The organism is Vibrio sp. 10N.247.311.51 (assembly GCF_041467855.1).
Classification (GTDB): domain Bacteria; phylum Pseudomonadota; class Gammaproteobacteria; order Enterobacterales; family Vibrionaceae; genus Vibrio; species Vibrio coralliirubri.
Genome location: NZ_JBFSVK010000002.1, coordinates 394267 through 415166, shown reverse-complemented (window position 1 = coordinate 415166; position 20900 = coordinate 394267). Strand labels below are relative to the sequence as shown.

The 20900-nt window shown below is 43.8% G+C and carries 19 protein-coding genes and 1 tRNA gene; 10 read left to right on the top strand and 10 right to left on the bottom strand.

The genetic code is table 11. The features are described from left to right. Positions 1 to 333: 333 nt before the first annotated feature. The 5 genes from ychF to lolB all read right to left on the bottom strand — a co-directional run bounded on the left by ychF (position 334) and on the right by lolB (position 4741). On the bottom strand, positions 334 to 1425 hold the full coding sequence (gene ychF, locus AB6E85_RS04020; protein ID WP_010439159.1) for a redox-regulated ATPase YchF: 1092 nt from the start codon (positions 1423 to 1425) through the stop codon (positions 334 to 336). Positions 1426 to 1435: 10 nt separating this feature from the next. Continuing rightward, entirely contained in the window at positions 1436 to 2026 is a 591-nt protein-coding gene (pth, locus tag AB6E85_RS04015; protein ID WP_004739815.1) for an aminoacyl-tRNA hydrolase, read from the bottom strand. Positions 2027 to 2249: 223 nt separating this feature from the next. Next, on the bottom strand, positions 2250 to 3194 hold the full coding sequence (locus AB6E85_RS04010; protein ID WP_004739814.1) for a ribose-phosphate pyrophosphokinase: 945 nt from the start codon (positions 3192 to 3194) through the stop codon (positions 2250 to 2252). 27 nt (positions 3195 to 3221) lie between these two features. After that, positions 3222 to 4097 carry a 4-(cytidine 5'-diphospho)-2-C-methyl-D-erythritol kinase gene (gene ispE / locus AB6E85_RS04005; RefSeq protein ID WP_050654232.1) on the bottom strand — a complete coding sequence of 292 codons (876 nt, stop codon included), beginning with the start codon at positions 4095 to 4097 and terminating at the stop codon, positions 3222 to 3224. After that, positions 4094 to 4741 (bottom strand): lipoprotein insertase outer membrane protein LolB, encoded by a 648-nt coding sequence (gene lolB, locus AB6E85_RS04000; protein WP_050654233.1) that lies wholly within the window; start codon positions 4739 to 4741, stop codon positions 4094 to 4096. Before lolB ends, ispE begins: the two co-directional genes overlap by 4 nt. Before the next feature lie 160 nt (positions 4742 to 4901). Between lolB and hemA the strand changes: the two genes are divergently transcribed. From hemA to ybaK, 8 genes are all read left to right on the top strand, one after another. Continuing rightward, a complete protein-coding gene (gene hemA / locus AB6E85_RS03995) occupies positions 4902 to 6161 on the top strand; it encodes a glutamyl-tRNA reductase (protein ID WP_019821588.1) in 1260 nt (419 codons plus the stop codon). A 28-nt stretch (positions 6162 to 6189) separates the two neighbouring features. Further along, positions 6190 to 7278 (top strand): peptide chain release factor 1, encoded by a 1089-nt coding sequence (gene prfA / locus AB6E85_RS03990; protein ID WP_019821589.1) that lies wholly within the window; start codon positions 6190 to 6192, stop codon positions 7276 to 7278. Between the two features lie 5 nt (positions 7279 to 7283). Continuing rightward, positions 7284 to 8144, top strand: coding sequence for a peptide chain release factor N(5)-glutamine methyltransferase (gene prmC / locus AB6E85_RS03985; RefSeq protein ID WP_372141538.1), 861 nt, complete (start codon positions 7284 to 7286; stop codon positions 8142 to 8144). A 173-nt stretch (positions 8145 to 8317) separates the two neighbouring features. Continuing rightward, positions 8318 to 8701 carry a SirB2 family protein gene (locus AB6E85_RS03980; protein ID WP_009848726.1) on the top strand — a complete coding sequence of 128 codons (384 nt, stop codon included), beginning with the start codon at positions 8318 to 8320 and terminating at the stop codon, positions 8699 to 8701. A 27-nt stretch (positions 8702 to 8728) separates the two neighbouring features. Beyond that, positions 8729 to 9538 carry a SirB1 family protein gene (locus AB6E85_RS03975; protein ID WP_048609600.1) on the top strand — a complete coding sequence of 270 codons (810 nt, stop codon included), beginning with the start codon at positions 8729 to 8731 and terminating at the stop codon, positions 9536 to 9538. Positions 9539 to 9560: 22 nt separating this feature from the next. Then, positions 9561 to 10415, top strand: coding sequence for a 3-deoxy-8-phosphooctulonate synthase (gene kdsA / locus AB6E85_RS03970; protein WP_017069619.1), 855 nt, complete (start codon positions 9561 to 9563; stop codon positions 10413 to 10415). Between the two features lie 458 nt (positions 10416 to 10873). After that, the gene (ushA, locus tag AB6E85_RS03965) at positions 10874 to 12535 is read left to right on the top strand and encodes a bifunctional UDP-sugar hydrolase/5'-nucleotidase UshA (protein ID WP_017062317.1); all 1662 of its coding nucleotides are present in this window, start codon (positions 10874 to 10876) and stop codon (positions 12533 to 12535) included. A gap of 118 nt (positions 12536 to 12653) precedes the next feature. Continuing rightward, positions 12654 to 13127, top strand: coding sequence for a Cys-tRNA(Pro) deacylase (ybaK, locus tag AB6E85_RS03960; RefSeq protein ID WP_333011345.1), 474 nt, complete (start codon positions 12654 to 12656; stop codon positions 13125 to 13127). 106 nt (positions 13128 to 13233) lie between these two features. On the opposite strand, the gene rluF is transcribed toward ybaK, so the two are convergent. The 3 genes from rluF to AB6E85_RS03945 all read right to left on the bottom strand — a co-directional run bounded on the left by rluF (position 13234) and on the right by AB6E85_RS03945 (position 15421). Beyond that, positions 13234 to 14352, bottom strand: coding sequence for a 23S rRNA pseudouridine(2604) synthase RluF (rluF, locus tag AB6E85_RS03955; RefSeq protein WP_372141536.1), 1119 nt, complete (start codon positions 14350 to 14352; stop codon positions 13234 to 13236). 176 nt (positions 14353 to 14528) lie between these two features. Further along, a complete protein-coding gene (smrA, locus tag AB6E85_RS03950) occupies positions 14529 to 15110 on the bottom strand; it encodes a DNA endonuclease SmrA (RefSeq protein WP_017062320.1) in 582 nt (193 codons plus the stop codon). A gap of 170 nt (positions 15111 to 15280) precedes the next feature. Next, positions 15281 to 15421 carry a DUF3149 domain-containing protein gene (locus AB6E85_RS03945; protein WP_017062321.1) on the bottom strand — a complete coding sequence of 47 codons (141 nt, stop codon included), beginning with the start codon at positions 15419 to 15421 and terminating at the stop codon, positions 15281 to 15283. A 255-nt stretch (positions 15422 to 15676) separates the two neighbouring features. Between AB6E85_RS03945 and AB6E85_RS03940 the strand changes: the two genes are divergently transcribed. Continuing rightward, positions 15677 to 15753: transfer RNA gene (locus AB6E85_RS03940), tRNA-Pro, on the top strand. A 279-nt stretch (positions 15754 to 16032) separates the two neighbouring features. On the opposite strand, the gene AB6E85_RS03935 is transcribed toward AB6E85_RS03940, so the two are convergent. Continuing rightward, positions 16033 to 16455 (bottom strand): hypothetical protein, encoded by a 423-nt coding sequence (locus AB6E85_RS03935; protein ID WP_048611271.1) that lies wholly within the window; start codon positions 16453 to 16455, stop codon positions 16033 to 16035. A gap of 120 nt (positions 16456 to 16575) precedes the next feature. Further along, entirely contained in the window at positions 16576 to 17463 is an 888-nt protein-coding gene (locus AB6E85_RS03930) for a TraB/GumN family protein (protein WP_372141534.1), read from the bottom strand. A gap of 405 nt (positions 17464 to 17868) precedes the next feature. Here AB6E85_RS03930 and AB6E85_RS03925 point away from each other — a divergent pair, with 405 nt between their 5' ends. After that, the gene (locus tag AB6E85_RS03925; RefSeq protein ID WP_372141532.1) at positions 17869 to 20520 is read left to right on the top strand and encodes a beta-N-acetylhexosaminidase; all 2652 of its coding nucleotides are present in this window, start codon (positions 17869 to 17871) and stop codon (positions 20518 to 20520) included. Positions 20521 to 20900 lie beyond the last annotated feature (380 nt).

Sequence of the window (20900 nt, the reverse complement as noted above, 5' to 3'; positions counted from 1 at the left end):
CTGCGACCCCATCATTATGAGTGATGTGCTCTAACCAACTGAGCTAAGTAGCCATTTCCAAATTGTCGTTCATTTCGAGACGTTGCCGCTTCGTTGTGAACGGGGCGCATTATGCGTAGTTGAGCGAAACCCGTCAACTTTTTTTTTGAATAAATCGCGAATAAACATCTGTTCGGTTTCTTTTTAGGCAAAGAGGCGTATTTGTCGACAAAAAACAGGTCTAAAAGGCGATATATATAGGAAGTTAAGTTTTTGGTGAGGGGCAATTTAGAAAGGGGAAAAACAAAAAGGCCAGTGAATTCACTGGCCTTTTTTCTAGATGTTTAATCAGAATTATACGTTGAAGCGGAAGTGAACAACGTCACCATCTTTAACGATGTATTCTTTACCTTCAAGGCGCCATTTACCTGCGTCTTTCGCACCGCTCTCACCGTTAAATTCGATGAAGTGATCGAATCCAACAACTTCAGCACGGATGAAACCTTTCTCGAAGTCTGTGTGGATCTTACCCGCTGCTTGTGGCGCAGTTGCACCTACAGGGATTGTCCAAGCGCGAACTTCTTTAACGCCAGCTGTGAAGTAAGTTTGAAGAGTCAGTAGTTCGTAACCAGAGCGGATCACTCGGTTAAGACCTGGTTCTTCGATACCCATATCCGCTAGGAACTCTTCGCGATCTTCGTCATCAAGCTCAGAAAGCTCAGATTCGATTGCTGCACAAACAGCAACAACAACGTTGTTTTCGTTTTCTGCGTATTCGCGAACAGCGTCTAGGTATGGGTTATTTTCAAAACCATCTTCTGCAACGTTTGCGATGTACATTGTTGGCTTAAGTGTTAGGAAGTTTAGGTAGCCGATTGCTGCCGCTTCTTCTTTGCCAAGTTCAACAGTACGCGCCATACCACCTTCAGTTAGAACTGGAAGTAGCTTTTCTAGTACAGTGATTTCGAATTTAGCGTCTTTGTCGCCGCCTTTTGCTTTCTTCGCGTTACGTTGAATTGCACGTTCACAGCTGTCTAAGTCAGCCAGTGCAAGTTCAAGGTTGATCACTTCGATATCTTCGATTGGAGATACTTTGCCAGCAACGTGAACAATGTTTTCATTTTCAAAGCAGCGTACAACGTGACCGATAGCGTCAGTTTCACGGATGTTAGCTAGGAATTTGTTACCAAGACCTTCACCTTTAGATGCGCCAGCAACTAGGCCCGCGATATCTACGAATTCCATTGTCGTTGGAAGGATCTTCTGTGGATTAACAATTTTTGCTAATGCATCTAAGCGTAGATCTGGAACCGGAACGATACCTGTGTTTGGTTCGATCGTACAAAATGGAAAGTTTGCTGCTTCGATGCCTGCTTTAGTCAGTGCGTTAAACAGAGTTGACTTACCAACGTTTGGTAGACCAACGATGCCACATTTAAAACCCATGATATAAACCTTATTCTGCTTTGAACGTATGTAAGCGATTTTGTGCTTTTGGTAGGCCATCTTTTAATAAGATGTCTAGGCTGCGAACCGATTCGTCAACGACGGCCTCGATACACTCTTGCTCTTTTTGAGGAGCTTTGCCTAATACATAACCTGCAACTTTATCTTTGTGTCCTGGATGGCCAATGCCTAATCTAAGACGATAGAATTCTTTATTGTTACCCTGCTTGCTGATGATGTCTTTCAGACCATTATGTCCACCATGACCACCACCTTTTTTAAACTTTCCAATACCAGGAGGCAGATCTAACTCATCGTGAGCGACCATGATCTCTTCTGGTTTAATTTGGTAGAACTTTGCTAAGGCTGCAACTGCTTTGCCTGACAAGTTCATAAAAGTCGTTGGGATCAGCAAACGAAGATCTTCACCGTGAACCATGATACGACCCGTTAGGCCAAAGAACTTTGGTTCGTTCTTTAGTGTCACGTTATGTACACGCGCTAATTCTTCAACTACCCAAGCGCCCGCATTGTGGCGAGTTTTGGCGTATTCTGGACCTGGATTAGCCAGTCCAACGAGAAGTTTTATTTGTTGGCTCAAGGTATGGATCTCTCTTGGGATTTCAAAAAGCGCCGTATGATATCACAGTTTATGAAAAAGGTGCGAGCTAGCTGATAGCTGCGCGATTATTCCTGTTTGTGATAACTAGCAGTGCAATATTACTCAGACATAAAAAAAGCACTTCATTGACTGAAGTGCTTAATATCTTTCTCTCGCGTGTTTCTAAAACCAAGCTTTTGTAAAAAAAGCTATTGGGCTTTGATTAGTTGAACATCGCTGAGATTGATTCTTCGTTGCTGATACGACGAATCGCTTCAGCAAGCATGCGAGAAAGGCTAAGTGTTGTCACTTTACCCGTCGCAGCCATCTCTGGAGATAGAGAGATAGAATCCGTTACGATAACTTGGTCTAGAACAGAGTTCTTGATGTTGTTCGCAGCAGTACCAGAGAAAACAGCGTGAGTTGCGTAAGCGAATACGCGCTTAGCACCGCGCTCTTTAAGCGCTTCAGCTGCTTTACATAGTGTGCCACCCGTATCGATCATGTCATCAACGATAACACAGTCACGGCCTTCAACATCACCGATTAGGTTCATTACTTCAGAAACGTTAGCACGTGGACGACGCTTATCAACGATAGCGATGTCAACATCACCTAGCGCTTTAGCCGTTGCACGAGCACGTACAACACCACCAAGGTCTGGAGAAACCACAACTGGGTTTTCTAGGCCACGGTTAGCCATGTCTTCTAGAAGAACTGGAGTGCCGAAGATGTTATCAACAGGTACATCGAAGAAGCCTTGGATTTGCTCTGCGTGTAGGTCGATAGTAAGAACGCGGTCAACGCCAACGTTAGAAAGGAAGTCTGCAACAACTTTTGCAGTAATTGGCACACGAGCAGAACGTACACGACGATCTTGACGGGCATAACCGAAGTAAGGGATTACAGCAGTAATACGGCCAGCAGAAGCACGGCGCATTGCGTCAATCATTACCACCAATTCCATAAGGTTGTCATTGGTTGGTGCACAAGTTGATTGAATCAGGAATACATCGCTACCACGAACGTTTTCATTGATTTGAACAGCGACTTCGCCATCAGAAAAACGGTCTACAGTAGCATCGCCAAGAGAGATGTATAGACGATCAGCAATACGTTGGGCTAGTTCAGGTGTTGCGTTACCAGCAAATAGCTTCATATCAGGCACGGTGGAAACCTCGGGTTGCGTCCAGTTTTAAATAGATTGTGGGTGGGCTGATTGGTATTCAGCCAGAGTTTCTTTTAAAGGAGAAATGTTTCTTCCTTTCGCTACGAAAGCGGAAACTGTGTCAGGTAGTTGTTCTCGCACCAATTCGGCTTCTTTTTTGCTGTTAAATTCAGCAAAAACGCACGAACCTGTGCCAGTCAATCTCGACGGCGCGTATTGTAGCAGCCATGAAAGTTGCTTATCAACCTCTGGGTACAGCATTCGCACAATTTTTTCGCAATCGTTTACGTATTCTTGCTCTAGAAGCGTTGATAGCGCTCGCTTTGGCGTGTTTCGAGTTAATTCTGAATGTGTGAATATGTCTACAGTTGCTATGCTCACTTGAGGCTTGACCACAAGATACCACTTTTCATCCGGATTAGCGGGCTGTAGTTGTTCTCCAACCCCTTCAGCAAAGGCGGCGTGGCCTCGAACGAAGACAGGAACGTCAGCACCAAGCTTCAAACCGATCTCGGCGAGCTGGTCATCCGATAGGTTGAGTTGCCATAAATAATTCAGAGCGACCAACACGGTTGCTGCATTTGAAGAGCCTCCGCCAATACCGCCACCCATAGGCAGTACTTTCTTGAGTTCAATATTTGCACCGAAAGAGGTTGAGGTATATTGCTGCAGGGCAGTAGCGGCTTTCCAGATCAGGTTGTCTTCAAGTGCTACCCCGGGAATTTCTGGTGTGATTGTTATCGAGCTAGTTTCTGAGTTTGCGGTAACCGTCAGTTCATCACCAAAATCGACAAACTGAAATAAAGTTTGAAGTTCGTGATAGCCATTGTCACGTCGACCAGTGATATAGAGAAATAAATTCAGTTTAGCCGGAGAAGGCCAATGGGTTGGCGTTGTTATCATTTTTTCAGTGTCCACTTCGAAACTACAATGTTGATTTTGTTATTGTCTTGCTTGAATGACAATCGAGTAGGGAGTGGGATTATCTCTACCTTAGTGTTGTCTTCATCCGATAGTTGCTTATTCGGCACCTCTGTATTGCGATAGTTAGCAAAACTCAGTGTCCATAGTTGGTTGCTGACTTGTTTGGTGAGAGATTCAAGCGTGTTGGTGGTGTTCAATTGGTAGCTATCGGCTTGGTCTGGAATGCCAAGGAACCATTGTGGTAGATGATCAATAGGGATCTGTAAGCCTGTCAGTTGCTCAACCAAGACTGAAGCACTCGCATGAGTAAATACTTGATCATCATAGGTCACGACTTTTGCACCTGATGGATCAATGGTTAGGTTCAATGCCGTTTGACCGAGAAAAGTCGTAAGCCTTAATTGACTTTGATTTTGTGAATGCTTCCAAATGAAATTTAGGCTTTGGCGTTGCTCTGGGGAAATGTAAGCGAGCTTGCCTGAGGCTTGATAGTTTTCTATCTGTAAAAGCCGATCTTGATGACTTTGCCATTCAACGCTGGTTGGTTGTTCTGGGATAGACGAGCAACCCACCATAATTATGGCCATAAAAATAAGAGACGTGATTTTGAGAAGCTTGCTCATATTTGCTCACAACTTGTTCAAATTTATCTAAAAAACGCTTCAACTATAGCATTGAATTCACGAAGTCAGGAAAACAAATCCCGCTTGCTCTTTAAATAGAGCCATGCATCAAGTAAAATTCGCACCTTGTTTCCATTCCCTGATCGAGAACTTCTGATACATGTCTTTGCTTGCCGTAGGTATCAATCACAATACAGCGTCGGTTGAATTGCGAGAAAAAGTCGCTTTTGGTCCAGATAAATTATCTGAGGCACTCAAGCAACTTAACGCAAATGCACACGTAAATGGAAGTGTCATACTTTCTACCTGTAATCGAACTGAATTGTATTGTGACGTCAAAGGCGTGGCAAAAAACAAGCTCATCGATTGGTTGTCAGTTTTCCATCAAGTGAGCCCTGAAGAGCTAAAACCGAGCATTTATGTCCATGAAGAGCAGGCGGCGATTAAACATTTAATGCGCGTAGCTTGTGGCTTGGACTCTTTGGTATTGGGTGAACCACAGATCTTAGGTCAGGTGAAGCAAGCTTATACAGACTCGCGAGAGAACAAATCTGTTGATGCTTCAATGGAAAAGCTGTTCCAGAAATCATTCTCTGTCGCGAAGCGTGTTCGAACTGAAACGGAGATCGGCGGAAGCGCGGTTTCGGTTGCTTACGCAGCTTGTACGTTAGCCAAACACATCTTTGAGTCGATTGCCGATTCAACTGTGTTATTGGTGGGTGCGGGTGAAACCATTGAGTTGGTGGCTAAGCATCTTTCAGCGAATGGCTGTACCAAGATGATTGTGGCTAACCGAACTCGTGAGCGTGCTTTAGGGTTGGCTGAAGAGTTTGGTGCTGAAGTGATCAGCCTTAATGAAATCCCTGATCATCTGCATCGAGCGGATATCGTGATCAGCTCAACCGCAAGTCCGTTACCTATCATTGGTAAAGGCATGGTGGAAACTGCACTGAAAACAAGAAAACATCAACCTATGTTGCTGGTTGATATTGCGGTTCCGCGTGATGTGGAATCTCAGGTTGGTGAGTTGAATGACGCCTACCTTTATTCAGTGGATGATCTGCAGTCGATTGTTGATGGCAACATTGAACAGCGCAAAGTGGAAGCGATTCAAGCGGAAGCAATCGTTAGCGAAGAAAGTGCGGCATTCATGAGTTGGATGCGTTCACTACAAGCTGTAGACAGTATTCGTGACTACCGTAAATCGGCCAACGAAATCCGAGAAGAATTATTAAGTAAGAGTTTACAATCACTTGCCGCTGGCGGTGACCCTGAGAAAGTCTTACTTGAGCTAAGTAATAAGCTCACAAACAAATTGATCCATGCTCCAACGCGCGCACTTCAAAGTGCAGCTGAGCAAGGAGAACCTGCAAAATTAATGGTCATTAGACAGAGTTTGGGCTTAGAAAACCCTCAATAATATTAGACCTCCAACAGAATAAGACATTATGAAAGCCTCGATTCTAGTAAAGCTTGAAACACTTGTTGAACGCTATGAAGAAGTTCAACATCTACTTGGTGATCCAGATGTAATCGGGAATCAAGACAAATTCCGTGCACTTTCTAAAGAGTACTCTCAACTAGAAGAAGTGACGGCTTGCTTCCAGTCATACCAGCAAGCTCAAGAAGATCTAGAAGCTGCTGAAGAGATGGCAAACGAAGATGACGCTGAAATGCGTGAAATGGCTCAAGACGAAATCAAAGACGCAAAAGCGGCGATTGAACGTTTGACTGATGAGCTACAGATTCTTCTGATTCCAAAAGATCCAAACGATGAGCGTAACTGTTTCCTTGAAATCCGTGCAGGGGCGGGTGGTGATGAAGCGGGTATCTTCGCGGGCAACCTGTTCCGTATGTACTCTAAGTTTGCTGAGAAGAAAGGTTGGCGCGTTGAAATCATGAGCAGCAATGCTTCTGAGCAAGGCGGCTACAAAGAGATGATCGCTAAGGTTAGTGGCGACGCTGTTTACGGCACAATGAAGTTTGAGTCAGGCGGTCACCGTGTACAACGTGTACCTGAAACTGAATCTCAAGGCCGTGTTCACACGTCAGCATGTACGGTTGCAGTTATGCCTGAGATTCCAGAAGCGGATCTTCCAGAAATCAAAGCGGGTGACCTTAAAATTGATACTTTCCGTGCATCAGGCGCGGGTGGTCAGCACGTTAACACCACGGATTCAGCAATCCGTATTACTCACTTACCAACGGGTACAGTAGTAGAGTGTCAAGACGAGCGTTCTCAGCATAAAAACAAAGCGAAAGCGATGGCTGTTCTTGCTGCTCGAATTGTTCAAGCAGAAGAAGAGCGCCGCGCAGCAGCGGTTTCTGATACACGTCGTAACCTACTAGGTTCGGGTGACCGTAGTGACCGTATTCGTACGTACAACTACCCACAAGGTCGTGTTTCTGATCACCGTATCAACCTTACTATCTACCGTCTTAACGAAGTACTTGAAGGTGACATGCAAAGCTTGCTTGATCCTGTACTTCAAGAGCACCAAGCCGATCAGCTTGCTGCACTTGCAGAGAACAACTAACCAGTATGCAGTCAGCATATACGGTTGAAAGTGCTTTAAAAGCAGCAATCGTAAAGCTTCAAGAGGGTGATAACACATCACCCTCTATTGATGCCGCGGTACTGCTTTGTCACGCCTTAGATAAACCAAGATCTTACCTACTGACTTGGCCTGAGAAGCATCTCACCTCAGAGCAAGAGTCTGAATTCAATGCCCTTCTAAAACGTCGCTTAACCGGTGAGCCTGTGGCTTACATTATCGGTGAACGTGAGTTTTGGTCACTGCTGTTAAAAGTTTCCCCTTCTACATTAATCCCACGCCCAGATACCGAGCGTTTGGTTGAGGTGGCTTTGGATAAAACGTACGGCAAGCAAGGCGCGATTCTCGATTTAGGGACAGGTACAGGTGCTATCGCGTTAGCATTGGCGTCTGAGATGCCGAATCGACAGGTAACGGGTATTGATCTTCGCCCTGAAGCGCAGCAACTTGCGACAGAGAATGCACAACGTCTCAATATCACCAATGCGTCTTTTTTGCACGGCTGTTGGTTTGAGCCCTTGAGCTCTGAAGAAGCTGTGAAATTCTCTCTGATTGTTTCTAACCCGCCATACATTGAGAAGAATGATCCTCATTTGTCTCAAGGTGATGTGCGTTTTGAGCCGATCACAGCACTGGTTGCTGAAGAGAAAGGACTTGCAGATATTCGATACATTTCTGAAAACGCACGCGGCTTTTTGGAAAATGAAGGTTGGTTAGCATTTGAACACGGCTATGACCAAGGTTTGGCAGTTCGTGAGATTATGCAGGCGCTCGGTTATCTCGATGTTGTCACAGAGAAAGATTACGGTGGTAATGACCGAGTGACATTGGGTCGTTACTGTTCATAGTTAGTGATTGTTAATCGTCTTGTGAGCAATGGATGATGAACTTGCTAAATTGATACCTTTAACTCGACAATACATTTAACTCGGAAATGCGTTTAACGAAGAAATACAGGGCATTAACGGGTATTGTGAGGCTCGTGTTAACGAAAGCACATATAAAAATATAAAGGAATACCATGTACGAAGGTCTAAAACATTTTCACCTATTAACGATTGCGATAAGCGCACTACTTCTTTCGATTCGTTTCGCTCTTATGATGGCTAACTCACCTAAGCTTAAGCATCCTTTCTTGCAGCGTTTCCCTCATATCAATGACTCGTTGCTATTGCTATCGGGTATTGGTTTGATTTTCATCACTGGCTTTATTCCATTCACACCAGCAGCACCATGGTTAACCGAAAAACTAACTTGTGTTATGGCTTACATCGCATTAGGTTTCTTTGCGCTTAAGCTAGGTAAAAACAAGCTACTGAGAGTATTCTCTTTCTTTGGTGCGCTTGGCTGGTTAGCGATGGCAGGCAAAATCGCAATGACCAAGACACCAACATTTTTCGGTTAATTATCTCCTTATTTCGGTTAACTATCTATGTACGAATTTTTTGATGAAGACTTTGACCAGCTAGAGTTAGCTGAAGGTGCATTGATCTTAAATAAAGCGATTAACCCAGAAACTCAAGACAGTTGGGCAGAGCAAGAGCTGGCGAGATTGTTAAAAGACGCTGAGTTTGCTTTGGTTAATGAAACCGATGAACAGCAGAAGTTTGAATCTTTTATTCGACTATTCTTTTATGAATGGGGTTTTGCTGGCGATAAAGATGCGTATTTTTCTTCGGAAAACGCGTTCATCGATAAAGTGCTTGAGAGAAAGAAAGGCATTCCAGTGAGTCTGGGGGCGATCTTTCTTTTTCTAAGTCGCAAGCTAGGCTTTCCTGTAGAGGGCGTCTCTTTTCCGACTCAATTCTTACTTAAAGTAAGCTGGTACGGGCAAGCTGCAGCCTATATTAATCCTTATAACGGTGAGTATGTTGGCGAACAAACGTTGCGAGCATGGTTAATTGGACATGATGGCCCGTTAGCTAAGGTGAAACCTGAGCACCTAGAAGTCGCCGACCACCCAACAATTATTGGTAAGTGGTTAGCCCTGCTCAAGAGTGCACTGCTGCGAGAAGAGCGTTATACACTTGCATTGAAGTGTACTGACCTTGCTTTGACGTTTGTACCTGATGACCCATATGAAATCCGTGACCGTGGTTTTATCTATCAGCAGCTAGACTGTCACCAAGTAGCCGCAACCGATTATCAATATTTTATCGACCAATGCCCAGATGACCCTGCATCTGAGTTACTGAAATCTCAAGTGAACGTCATGAACGAAAAGACAGTGGTTGTTCACTAATTAATAATTATTTAGAGAGAATATGATGGAACAAAAAACAGTCCACATTGGCGATATGCCAATCGCAAACGACAAGCCATTTACGCTATTTGCAGGCATGAACGTTCTTGAGTCTCGCGATCTTGCTATGCAGATCTGTGAGCACTATGTAAAAGTAACCGAGAAGCTGGGCATCCCTTATGTATTTAAGGCGTCTTTTGATAAAGCGAACCGCAGCTCAGTTCATTCATACCGTGGTCCAGGAATGGAAGAAGGTCTTAAAATCTTCCAAGAGCTGAAAGACACTTTCGGCGTGAAGATCATTACTGATATCCACACAGAAGCTCAAGCTCAGCCTGTTGCGGATGTGGTTGATGTAATCCAACTACCTGCATTCCTAGCTCGTCAAACTGATCTTGTTGAAGCAATGGCTAAGACTGGCGCAGTAATCAACGTGAAGAAGCCTCAGTTCATGAGCCCGAACCAAGTTGGCAACATCGTTGATAAGTTTGCTGAGTGTGGTAACGACAACATCATCCTTTGTGAGCGTGGCGCTTGCATGGGTTATGACAACCTTGTTGTGGATATGCTTGGCTTTGGCGTAATGAAGAAGTCTTCAAACGGTAGCCCAATCATCTTCGACGTGACGCACTCTCTGCAAATGCGTGACCCATCAGGTGCTGCATCTGGCGGTCGCCGTGAGCAAACGGTTGAACTAGCGAAAGCTGGCCTGGCGACAGGTATTGCGGGTCTATTCATTGAAGCTCACCCGAACCCTGACCAAGCTCGTTGTGATGGCCCATCTGCGCTACCTCTAGACAAACTAGAGCCGTTCTTGAAGCAGATGAAAGCACTTGATGACCTTATCAAAGGCTTTGAGCACATCGATATTAAATAATCGAACTGCATATAATTAACAGCCGGCGCAAACGCCGGCTTTTTTGTACCTATCGGTCAGCGAGTTGCGGTTTAGTTGATACTTTCAAACCAGTTAGCCTACCAATTGCTATGTTATAATGTATCAATTAATGCTTTGATAAATAGAATAAATTTAACGAAGGTCACTTTTCGGGGATGTTGAATTGAGCCAGTCACAAATAATCTAAAAAATTATGAAAACGTTTGCCTGTGATCACTTATTTGCTCAAATGCAACTTTGTCGCTTTGTTACACACTCGATAGGAGATTAAGGTGATCTATCCTACATAAATATGAAATCACTCTGTTAGGTTTACCGTCTTAATTTAAACTACTTCATGTTTTACTAACTTATAACGATGTTTCCTTAGCGGACATTTGTTGAGTTTGAGTGATAAAAAAGCAGTGGATTCCCCTAAAAAGTTCAAAGGTATGACAATGAAGCAACGCCTTATTCTAAAGACAGCACTAAGTGCTGCAATTCTAGCTACTCTAGCTGGGTGTGCGTCTCAATCAGCTCATGATTGGAACCAAGACGAAACTTACAAGCTAACGATTCTTCACACAAACGATAACCATGGTCGTTTCTGGCAGAATAAATATGGCGAATACGGCATGTCTGCGCGTAAAACGCTAGTTGACCAACTTCGTTCAGAAGTTGAAGCAGAAGGCGGTAGCGTGTTGCTTCTATCTGGCGGTGACATCAACACGGGTGTTCCAGAGTCAGACCTTCAGGACGCAGAACCTGATTTCAAAGGTATGAACAAAATTGGTTACGATGCAATGGCATTGGGTAACCACGAGTTTGATAACTCTTTAGACGTATTACAAAAGCAGATCGATTGGGCTAACTTCCCAATGCTATCTGCAAACATCTACGATAAAGCGACAGGCGAACGTAAGTTCCAAGCTTACGAGATGTTCGAAAAGCAAGGCATCAAGATTGCGGTTATTGGTTTAACAACTGAAGATACCCAAAAGATTGGTAACCCTGAATTTATCGCAGGCATCGACTTCCGTGATCCTAAAGAAGAAGCGAAGAAGCTAATCGCTGAACTTAAAGAAACAGAAAAACCGGATCTAATCTTTGCTGTGACTCATATGGGTCACTACGAAAACGGTCAACGTGGTGTTAATGCTCCGGGTGATGTCGCACTTGCTCGTTACCTAAACGAAGGCGACCTAGACATGATCGTTGGTGGTCACTCTCAAGAGCCTGTATGTATGGAAGGCCCTAACGTTGCGAAGAAAAACTTCAAGCCGGGTGATGAGTGTAAGCCTGACGTACAGAACGGTACTTACATCGTTCAAGCTCACGAGTGGGGCAAGTACGTAGGTCGTGCTGATTACGAATTCCGTAATGGCGAGCTAGAGATGGTGAGCTACGACCTAATTCCAGTTAACCTTAAGAAGAAAGTTAAGATTGACGGTAAGAAGCAACGTGTTCTTATTCAAGATGAAATCGCACAAGACCCAGAGCTACTTGAATTCCTACGTCCTTTCCAAGAGCAAGGTCAGGCACAGCTAGAAGTTCAAATCGCAGAGACAAATGGTAAGCTTGAAGGCGATCGTAACGTCGTTCGTTTCCAACAAACCAACCTAGGTCGTTTGATTGCGACTTCTCACATGGAGCGTGCAAAAGCAGACTTCGCTGTGATGAACTCTGGTGGTGTACGTGACTCAATTGAAGCCGGTAATGTTACTTATAAAGACGTGCTAACAGTACAACCTTTTGCGAACATCCTGACTTACACAGACATGACGGGTAAAGAAGTTCTAGATTACCTAAATGTAGTGGCGACTAAACCAATCGATTCTGGTGCTTACGCTCAGTTTGCTGGTATCTCTATGACAGTAGCGAACGGTGAAGTATCGAATGTATTCATTGGTGGCAAACAGCTTCGTCTAGACGAAACATACCGTTTCACAGTACCAAGCTTTAACGCTGCTGGTGGTGACGGTTACCCTAAACTGTCGGATCACCCAGGTTACGTAAATACTGGTTTTGTTGATGCTGAAGTACTGAAAGAGTACCTAGAAGCAAACAGCCCGGTTGACGTGAACAAGTACGCGCCTTCAGGCCAAATGGTTTACAAGTAAGTGAATCCAAGCAATTGTATCAATAGGTGCTAAATTAGATTGACTCTAGCACCATGATAAATTTAACTAAAGCGACGCCTCGGCGCCGCTTTTTGTTTATCTATCGTTTGGATTTGTTATGACCCCTGCAATCAATCTCGCCAAGAAAAAGAAAATCGCTCATAGCGTGCATCAGTATCATCATGATGCGAATAATACCAACTATGGTTTAGAAGCCGTTGAAGCGCTTGGTCAAGATCCCAAACGTGTATTCAAAACGCTGTTGTTCTGCTTGAATGGTGTGGCGAAAGATTTGGCTGTTGCCGTTATTCCTGTCGACCAGAAGCTAAATCTAAAGCTTGCAGCTAAAGCTGCGAAAGGCAAAAAAGCAGAGATGGCTGATCCTGAGATTGCTCAGAAAACCACGGGTTATGTTGTTGGTGGAATTAGTCCGCTTGGTCAGAAGAAAGCCTTGCCTACCTTTGTTCATTCCAGCGCCACCGATTTTGAAACGATATGTGTGAGTGCTGGGAAGCGTGGGCTAGAGATTGAGTTAGACCCAAAAGACTTAACACTGCTGACTCGCGGCCAGTTTGCCGAGCTATGTTTATAGATTGTCGTTGTCATGATGATAAAACTATCGAATAACAAACAAAAACGCCCGCTAGACTAATCTAGCGGGCGTTTTTATATCGAGTGTCTCGTCTTACTGATTCAGACTACTTCTTCAGACCTAAAGTACCACTAACACGCTTTGGTGCAGGTTTGTTCGGTCTGTTTGAATCTTGGCTGCGGTTTGCCGGCTTACCGCTTCTACGATCGGTATTATCGCGATCTGTACGATTTCTATCTGAATTAGAACGCTCTGAACGAGAGTTCGACTTCCAGTTTTCGGTATTACCACCGCTTTCAACGTTCGATGAATTGCGGCCACGCTTTGAGTTAGGCGCATGACGGAATTCATCGGCATTGTTACCGCGGTAAGTGCGTGTACGGTTCTCGTTTTGATTACGGCGCGCTGTTGAAGCTTGGTTCTCTTCACGGCTATCAAAAAGTTTCGCGTCAGTCGCTTTACGAATGCGTTGACCTTTCGCGTTCATTTTTGACGCATCTTCCGTACTTACTGAGCCTTCACACATCGCTAAGATCTCAGTGATCTCTTCGTCGCTCAGGTAGCGCCATTTGCCGTTAGGAATACCGTCTAGTGAGATATTCATAATACGAACACGACGTAGCTTAAATACTTCATAACCGAGCGCTTCACACATACGGCGAATTTGGCGGTTAAGGCCTTGTGTTAGCGTAATTCGGAATGAGAATTTGGTCTCTTTCTCTACTTTACATGGCAGGGTAACAGTATCGAGAATGTGAACGCCAGCGCCCATTTGCTTCAAGAATTCCGTCGTAATCGGCTTATCTACACGTACCACGTATTCTTTCTCGTGGTTGTTACCTGCACGTAGGATCTTGTTTACGATGTCGCCGTCATTGGTTAAGAAGATAAGGCCATCAGAAGGCTTATCTAGACGACCAATCGGGAAAATACGTTTGTGGTGGCCGATAAAGTCGACGATGTTGCCAGGAATATCACGCTCAGTCGTACAGGTGATACCTGTTGGTTTATTAAGAGCAATGTAAATCGGCTTCTCTTTTGAGCGAACAGGCTTATTGTCGATCTCAACATCATCACCAGGCAAGACTTTAGTACCCATTTCAGGGATCTTACCGTTAATAGTAACTCGGCCTGCATCAATGAGTTTATCGGCTTCGCGGCGTGAGCAAAAACCAGTTTCACTGATGTATTTATTAAGGCGTTTAGCTTGGGATTCTTGTGACATGATATTCTCTTAGCGTTTCACAACGGAAATATAAATAAACAAAAAGCAACCTTTGGATAGTTGCTTTGAGTTGGAATTCGTTAACTGAGGCAATTTTAGCACTTGGTGTGAGTCTAGGCACGAAATATCGATCCTGATGCAAAATCGTTATTCGCCCGTTTATCTATCTCAACCTATTAACTGGTGCGCTTTTGATGGCGCTCTCTGTTCTCTAGCTTTTTCTCATTACTCTTTCTGAGCATGACATAGACAGCGCCCGTACCACCATGAAATTGCTGAGCAGAATGAACACATTGAACGTCGTTGATTTGCGTGAGCCAATTTGCCACGTAACTTTTCATCATTGCTGGTGGATTCGAACGCTCACCCTTACCGTGAACAATGATGACGGTACGAACATCCATTCTTAAACATTGACGCAAAAATGAAAGCACTTCGTTACGTGCGTCTTTCAGAGTTTTCCTATGAAGGTCGAGCTTGGCTTGAATAGGGTATTTGCCTAGGCGCAGCTTTTTGTATACGCCTTCTTGTACACCGTCTTTTTTATAAGCAACGACATCGTCTGGCTTGATCATTGGCGAGTAATCTAATGATAAGTAGTCTTTCTCGTCGTCAGACAGCCACATAGCGGCTTCACGCTTAGCAAGGTGAGATTCTGTGACTCGGTGTACTTTCTGGTGTTCAGCGGTGTCATGGTCGATACGTTTAACATCGCCCATCATTTCTTGGAATAGATCTAGGTCGTCATCATGAGACATAGTGTGTATCTCAAGTTGGAGAAGGATAGGGTAAGTATACCTAAGTTGAGGCTGGGTTTAAAAATGAAAAAACCGGAGAAGACAATAAGTCTGCTCCGGTGCAAAGCGTTTTGACACTTACTTACAAAGTAAAAGAATACTTAAAAGTAAATGATTTAGGCTGAGCGATTCTAGTGAGGAGATTTTTCAGTCATAACTTTGTAGATGAAGAAGCCTCCATAAAACATCATGAGACCCAGAGCCCCGAAGATTACTATCATTGAAGATAGTCCCACCGCATTACCAAATAGGAGATCTAGCCAAAAGTCCATGTGTATACCTCAAAGTTATATGACACGGGTTAGTGTATTAACTGGTGTTATCAATTCACTGATCTGGATCAATCCTGTTTCATAAGTTAAATACTTGTTGGTAACTGTGTGTTTTTCGTCACATCAAGCGTGTTGTTGTATGTCTTTTGTTCGAACGATTCGAATTCACAATAAATATGAGAAAAAGCGCTTGCGGATAAATTTAGAATCCGTATTATACGCTCCATCGACAGGCAATCAGCCAGTTAGATATCTCGGTGAATAGCGCAGCTTGGTAGCGCATCTGGTTTGGGACCAGAGGGTCGGGGGTTCGAATCCCTCTTCACCGACCACATTAAAGAAAGCCGTAGCAGAAATGCTACGGCTTTTTTGCATTTCAGGATAAAGATAATCACTTGGTCAACGGGTTCGCCTGATGTTCAAAATAAGCTCTTCACCGATTACATTGAAAAAAGTCGTAGCACTCTCTGTAATAGAAGGGACTAAGGCTTTTGCGTTCTGGTATATGTGTAACTCATTAGAGCGACGAAGGAGTGAGTCGGGAATCTCTGTTGTTCTAAACACCAAGTTTAGATACAAGGATTGACCCAATAAGCCCGTCCCAAATCTGTTTACTTAACATCGCACGTAATATCTTTTATTGGTGTTTCCGAGGTAACAAAACAAACATACGCTTCCGCTGGCTTGTTAGGGCCTATTCGAATGTAACCTGCCTTTACTTCATCTTCATCAAACGTCACCGAGTGAGAGCTTCCCGTTTGGTTGTCGTAAAAGTTCGCTTCAAAATTGTTGTTCATTTGGCTTGCGATACGGTTTCGTGTTGTAGAGGTTGTGAACGTAATATTGGCGCAGCGCATCGGTGGTTTCTCAGTAATCAAAAACTGTCCGCTTTCTTTATCTAATACACCGCCTTTGGTATCTGGTTGTATGTCTATCGCCTGAAACTGTTCGATGGTGCATGTTTCTTTGGCTGAGGCTATTGAGGGCATCAGCATCGTGAGGGCTAAAGGGAAAGCAAAAAGTACTGGTTTCATTAGAACAACGCCATAGGTAAAAAGAGCGAAAGATAATAGCACTGCAATGGTGCTATTAAATGTAAAGATTCTGTTATTAAGGAAATGCTTTTATAACGAAAAAAAATGAGGTGAGTATTGTTAGCTTTTTGGGCTAGCCTCAAATTGACATTGGGCTGGTTGGCTTTGTGATTGCTGGATGACACTGAAGCCTTTCTTTTCTAATAACTGTATAAGGTTACCTTCTCCAATTAGGTGCAAGGTACCAACTACTATCAAGTAGTTCCCTTTAGACTTAAGTTTCCAATTATTGGCGGATAGCTTGTTTGCCCAGTCTATGTTGCGATCGGTTAAGAATGCTTTCTCAAGTTCAGGTGACATCTCTGATAGCTCTGAGAAGGCTTCCAGCTTCGCTAAATCACCCGCTTTCCAGCTTTCAATCAGGCAATGAACCACGCGATCAGTTTGGTCAAATTCTTCAAGGCTACTGATTAACCACTCTTTACCGTCGTCCTTTTGTTTTGTCATCAGGTCTATTTGGAATTGCAGAGGCTCCAAACTGATAACCGGAACATCTTGGGTAGTCGCTTTGTTCGCTAGCATCGCATCAACGCCGCTGGCGGAGCCATAACCAAGGTTTTTTAACTGCTGCATTTGTATGGAGAGAGAAGTTGCCCAAGGCGGTGAGCTAAGCAGTTGTTGCATCGGCATGCCCAATGATTTTGAGATTTCGGTTAATAATTGCAGCTGTTGTTCATTGAGTACATCGGCAGTTGTGAGTTTGTTGTGGGGATATACAGCGCCATCAGACTTTCTGATATCCGTTTCGATAATTAACCCATCACTGTTTTTTAGCGCGTCGGTGATCGCCGAAGGAAGGGGGTACATACTCTCGTCCCCAACGTGCACAGAACCTAAGATAGTGAGTGTTAGATCATCCTGTTTTGCTTGCCAATAAAGGGGGTCGGCGACCGCTTGCCTAGCTGAAAAAGCGAGAACGAATAAAAGCATGTACCAGAGTGGACGCAAAGGGAGCTCCTTTAGGAAGTATTAAACTCGTTAAAATCGATTTTGACGGTGTTTTTTAACGGTTTTTTTTGAGAACGATGTCACGTTGTTTGTACGAAAAGTATAACAACCCGAACAAACTCTTAAACCTTTCTCTCTATCAACGACACGATTTTATGAAATCCTTTAAAAAGATTGTGATTAAATTCTCAATTTTTACGTCAAAATAAAACTGACGGAAGTGCCGTTAATTATAACCTAATGATTTTTATGTAATTAATTTTATCGCTAATTTTGAGATTTGAAGCTGATCACTTTATTAGCTTGATTTAATTCACGGTAAAAAATAAGCCCATATAGTTTAGCTAACTTTCGAAGCGCTCCAATTTGCTTCTTACTCAATTTTTAAATTTATGGGTGAATACGATGTTGAAGAGAAACTTACTATCTGTAGCGGTACTGGCTGGTTTGGCGGGTTGTGCTGTGACACAAGCACCAGAACAAAAGGTGGTGAATGCACTGGCTGATAACCTTGATGTGCAATATGAAATCTTGACGAACCACGGTGCAAACGAAGGCATGGCTTGTCAGGACTTAGGCGCAGAGTGGGCGTCATGTAATAAAGTGAACATGACGCTAACTAACGATGGTGAAGCGATTGATTCAAAAGATTGGACCATCTACTTCCACAGTATTCGCCTTATCTTAGATGTTGATAATGAGCAGTTTAAAATCACTCGCGTAACCGGCGACTTACACAAGCTAGAACCAACAGAAAAGTTCGATGGTTTTGCAGCGGGTGAAGAAGTGATTCTTCCATTAACCAGTGAATACTGGCAACTGTTTGAAACCGACTTTATGCCGGGTGCATTTGTAACGGCACCAAATGCAGAACCTAAGATGATCGCTTCATTGAATACGGAAGATGTCGCGTCGTTCGTAACTGGTTTAGAAGGAAACAACCTAAAGCGTACGCCTGATGACAACAACGTAATGGCGACCGCTGTTACGCGTTTCGAAAAGAATGCGGATCTAGCAACGCAAGACGTATCTACCACTTTATTACCAACGCCAATGTCGGTAGAAGCCGGTGAAGGTTCAGTTAGCATTGCTGGTGGTATTGCCCTACCTAAAGACGGATTCGACGCTGAGCAATTCGCAGCAATTGAAGAACGTGCAGATGTGGTAAACGTAGATGTGAGTGGCGACCTACCTGTGAGTGTCGCTGTTGTTCCTACTCAGTTTACGGGTGATTTAGCGAAATCTGGCGCTTATGAACTAAGCATCTCGGAAGAGGGGATTGCGATAAAAGCGTTTGATAAAACAGGTGCTTTCTACGCAGTTCAGTCTATTTTTGGCCTAATAGACAGTCAGAACGCTGAATCATTACCACAACTGTCGATCCAAGATGCTCCACGCTTTGATTACCGTGGTGTGATGGTGGATGTTGCTCGAAACTTCCACTCAAAAGATGCCATCCTAGCGACGCTAGATCAAATGGCAGCCTACAAGATGAATAAACTGCACCTTCACTTAACGGATGATGAAGGTTGGCGTTTAGAAATCCCAGGTTTACCAGAGCTAACGGATGTAGGGTCTAATCGTTGTTTTGATTTGGAAGAGCAAAGCTGTTTACTGCCTCAGCTAGGTTCAGGTCCAACAACAGACAACTTCGGCTCTGGTTTCTTTAGTAAAGCGGATTACGTCGAGATCTTAAGCTACGCAAAAGCGCGCAGCATCGAAGTTATCCCAGAGATTGATATGCCAGCACACGCTCGTTCTGCTGTGGTATCAATGGAAGCACGTTACACTCGCCTAATGGCGGAAGGTAAAGAAGCGGAAGCGAACGAATACCGTTTGATGGATCCACAAGATACATCGAACGTGACGACTGTTCAGTTCTACGATAAGCAAAGCTTCATTAACCCATGTATGGAATCGTCGACTCACTTTGTTGATAAAGTGATCTCTGAAGTGGCTGCAATGCACCAAGAAGCGGGTGTTCCGCTAACAACTTGGCACTTTGGTGGCGATGAAGCGAAAAACATTAAGTTAGGCGCTGGCTTACAAGATATTAATGCAGAAGACAAAGTGGCATGGAAAGGTAACATTGACTTATCTAAGCAAGATAAGCCGTTCCAACAATCTCCACAATGTCAGAAATTAATTGCTGACGGTACAGTAAGCGATTTTGGTCACCTGCCAAGCCACTTTGCAGAAGAGGTGTCTAAGATTGTTGCTGAGAAGGGCATTCCACACTTCCAAGCGTGGCAAGATGGCCTGAAATACAGCGAAGGTGAAGAGGCATTTGCAACAGAAAGTACGCGCGTTAACTTCTGGGATGTTCTTTACTGGGGCGGTACTTCATCAGTTTACGACTGGTCTGCGAAAGGTTATGACGTAATTGTTTCTAACCCAGATTACGTATACATGGATATGCCATACGAAGTAGATGCCGCAGAGCGTGGTTACTACTGGGCAACACGTGCAACAGATACTCGTAAGATGTTTGGCTTTGCTCCAGAGAACATGCCACAAAACGCAGAAACGTCATTAGACCGAGACGGCAATGGCTTCAGCGGTAAAGGTGAGATTGAAGCGAAACCTTTCTACGGTTTGTCAGCGCAGCTTTGGTCTGAAACAGTACGTACTGACGAGCAATATGAATACATGGTATTCCCACGCGTTCTTGCCGCAGCTGAGCGTGCATGGCACCGAGCGGATTGGGAAAACGACTACAAAGTGGGCGTTGAGTATTCTCAAAATACTGACTTAGTGAACAAGCAGGCTCTAAACAGTGACTTTAATCGTTTCGCGAATATTGTTGGCCAACGTGAGCTGGCTAAGCTTGAAAAAGCGGGTATTGATTACCGACTGCCAGTTCCGGGTGCAAAAGTGGTTGATGGCAAGCTTGCAATGAACGTTCAATTCCCAGGCGTAGAGCTTCAATACTCAGCTGATGGTGAAAACTGGCTAACGTATGATGAGCAACAACGTCCATCGGTTTCTGGCGAAACTTACATCCGCTCTATCTCTGAAAGTGGCGAGAAAGTAAGTCGAGTGACTTCGGTAAAATAATCGATAAGCAACATTAATAGAAAAGCTCCCTAGCTATTGTCTTAATCAGATAAAAGTGGGAGCTTTTTTTTCGTCCAAACTAAGTTAGGCACTTCTCTTAAGCTGAAACATATAGAAATACTCTTTGTTTATATCGTCAACAATGCACATAAGGTGAGTTCCATCACAAAAGTGACGCGCCTCTCATTATTCTCTTCAAAAAATAAGTCCCCCATAAAAAACTCTAAATCAAGTGTGATTGAACTAACTCATTCTAATTTCGCAGCGTGAAATAATGTGATCTGGATCTGTACGTTTTTTCGTCTTGAGTTTTTTATCAATTTTTATATTTTTAAATGTATGATTTTAAAGTATTAAATAACTTGTTCTTTTTTGATAGT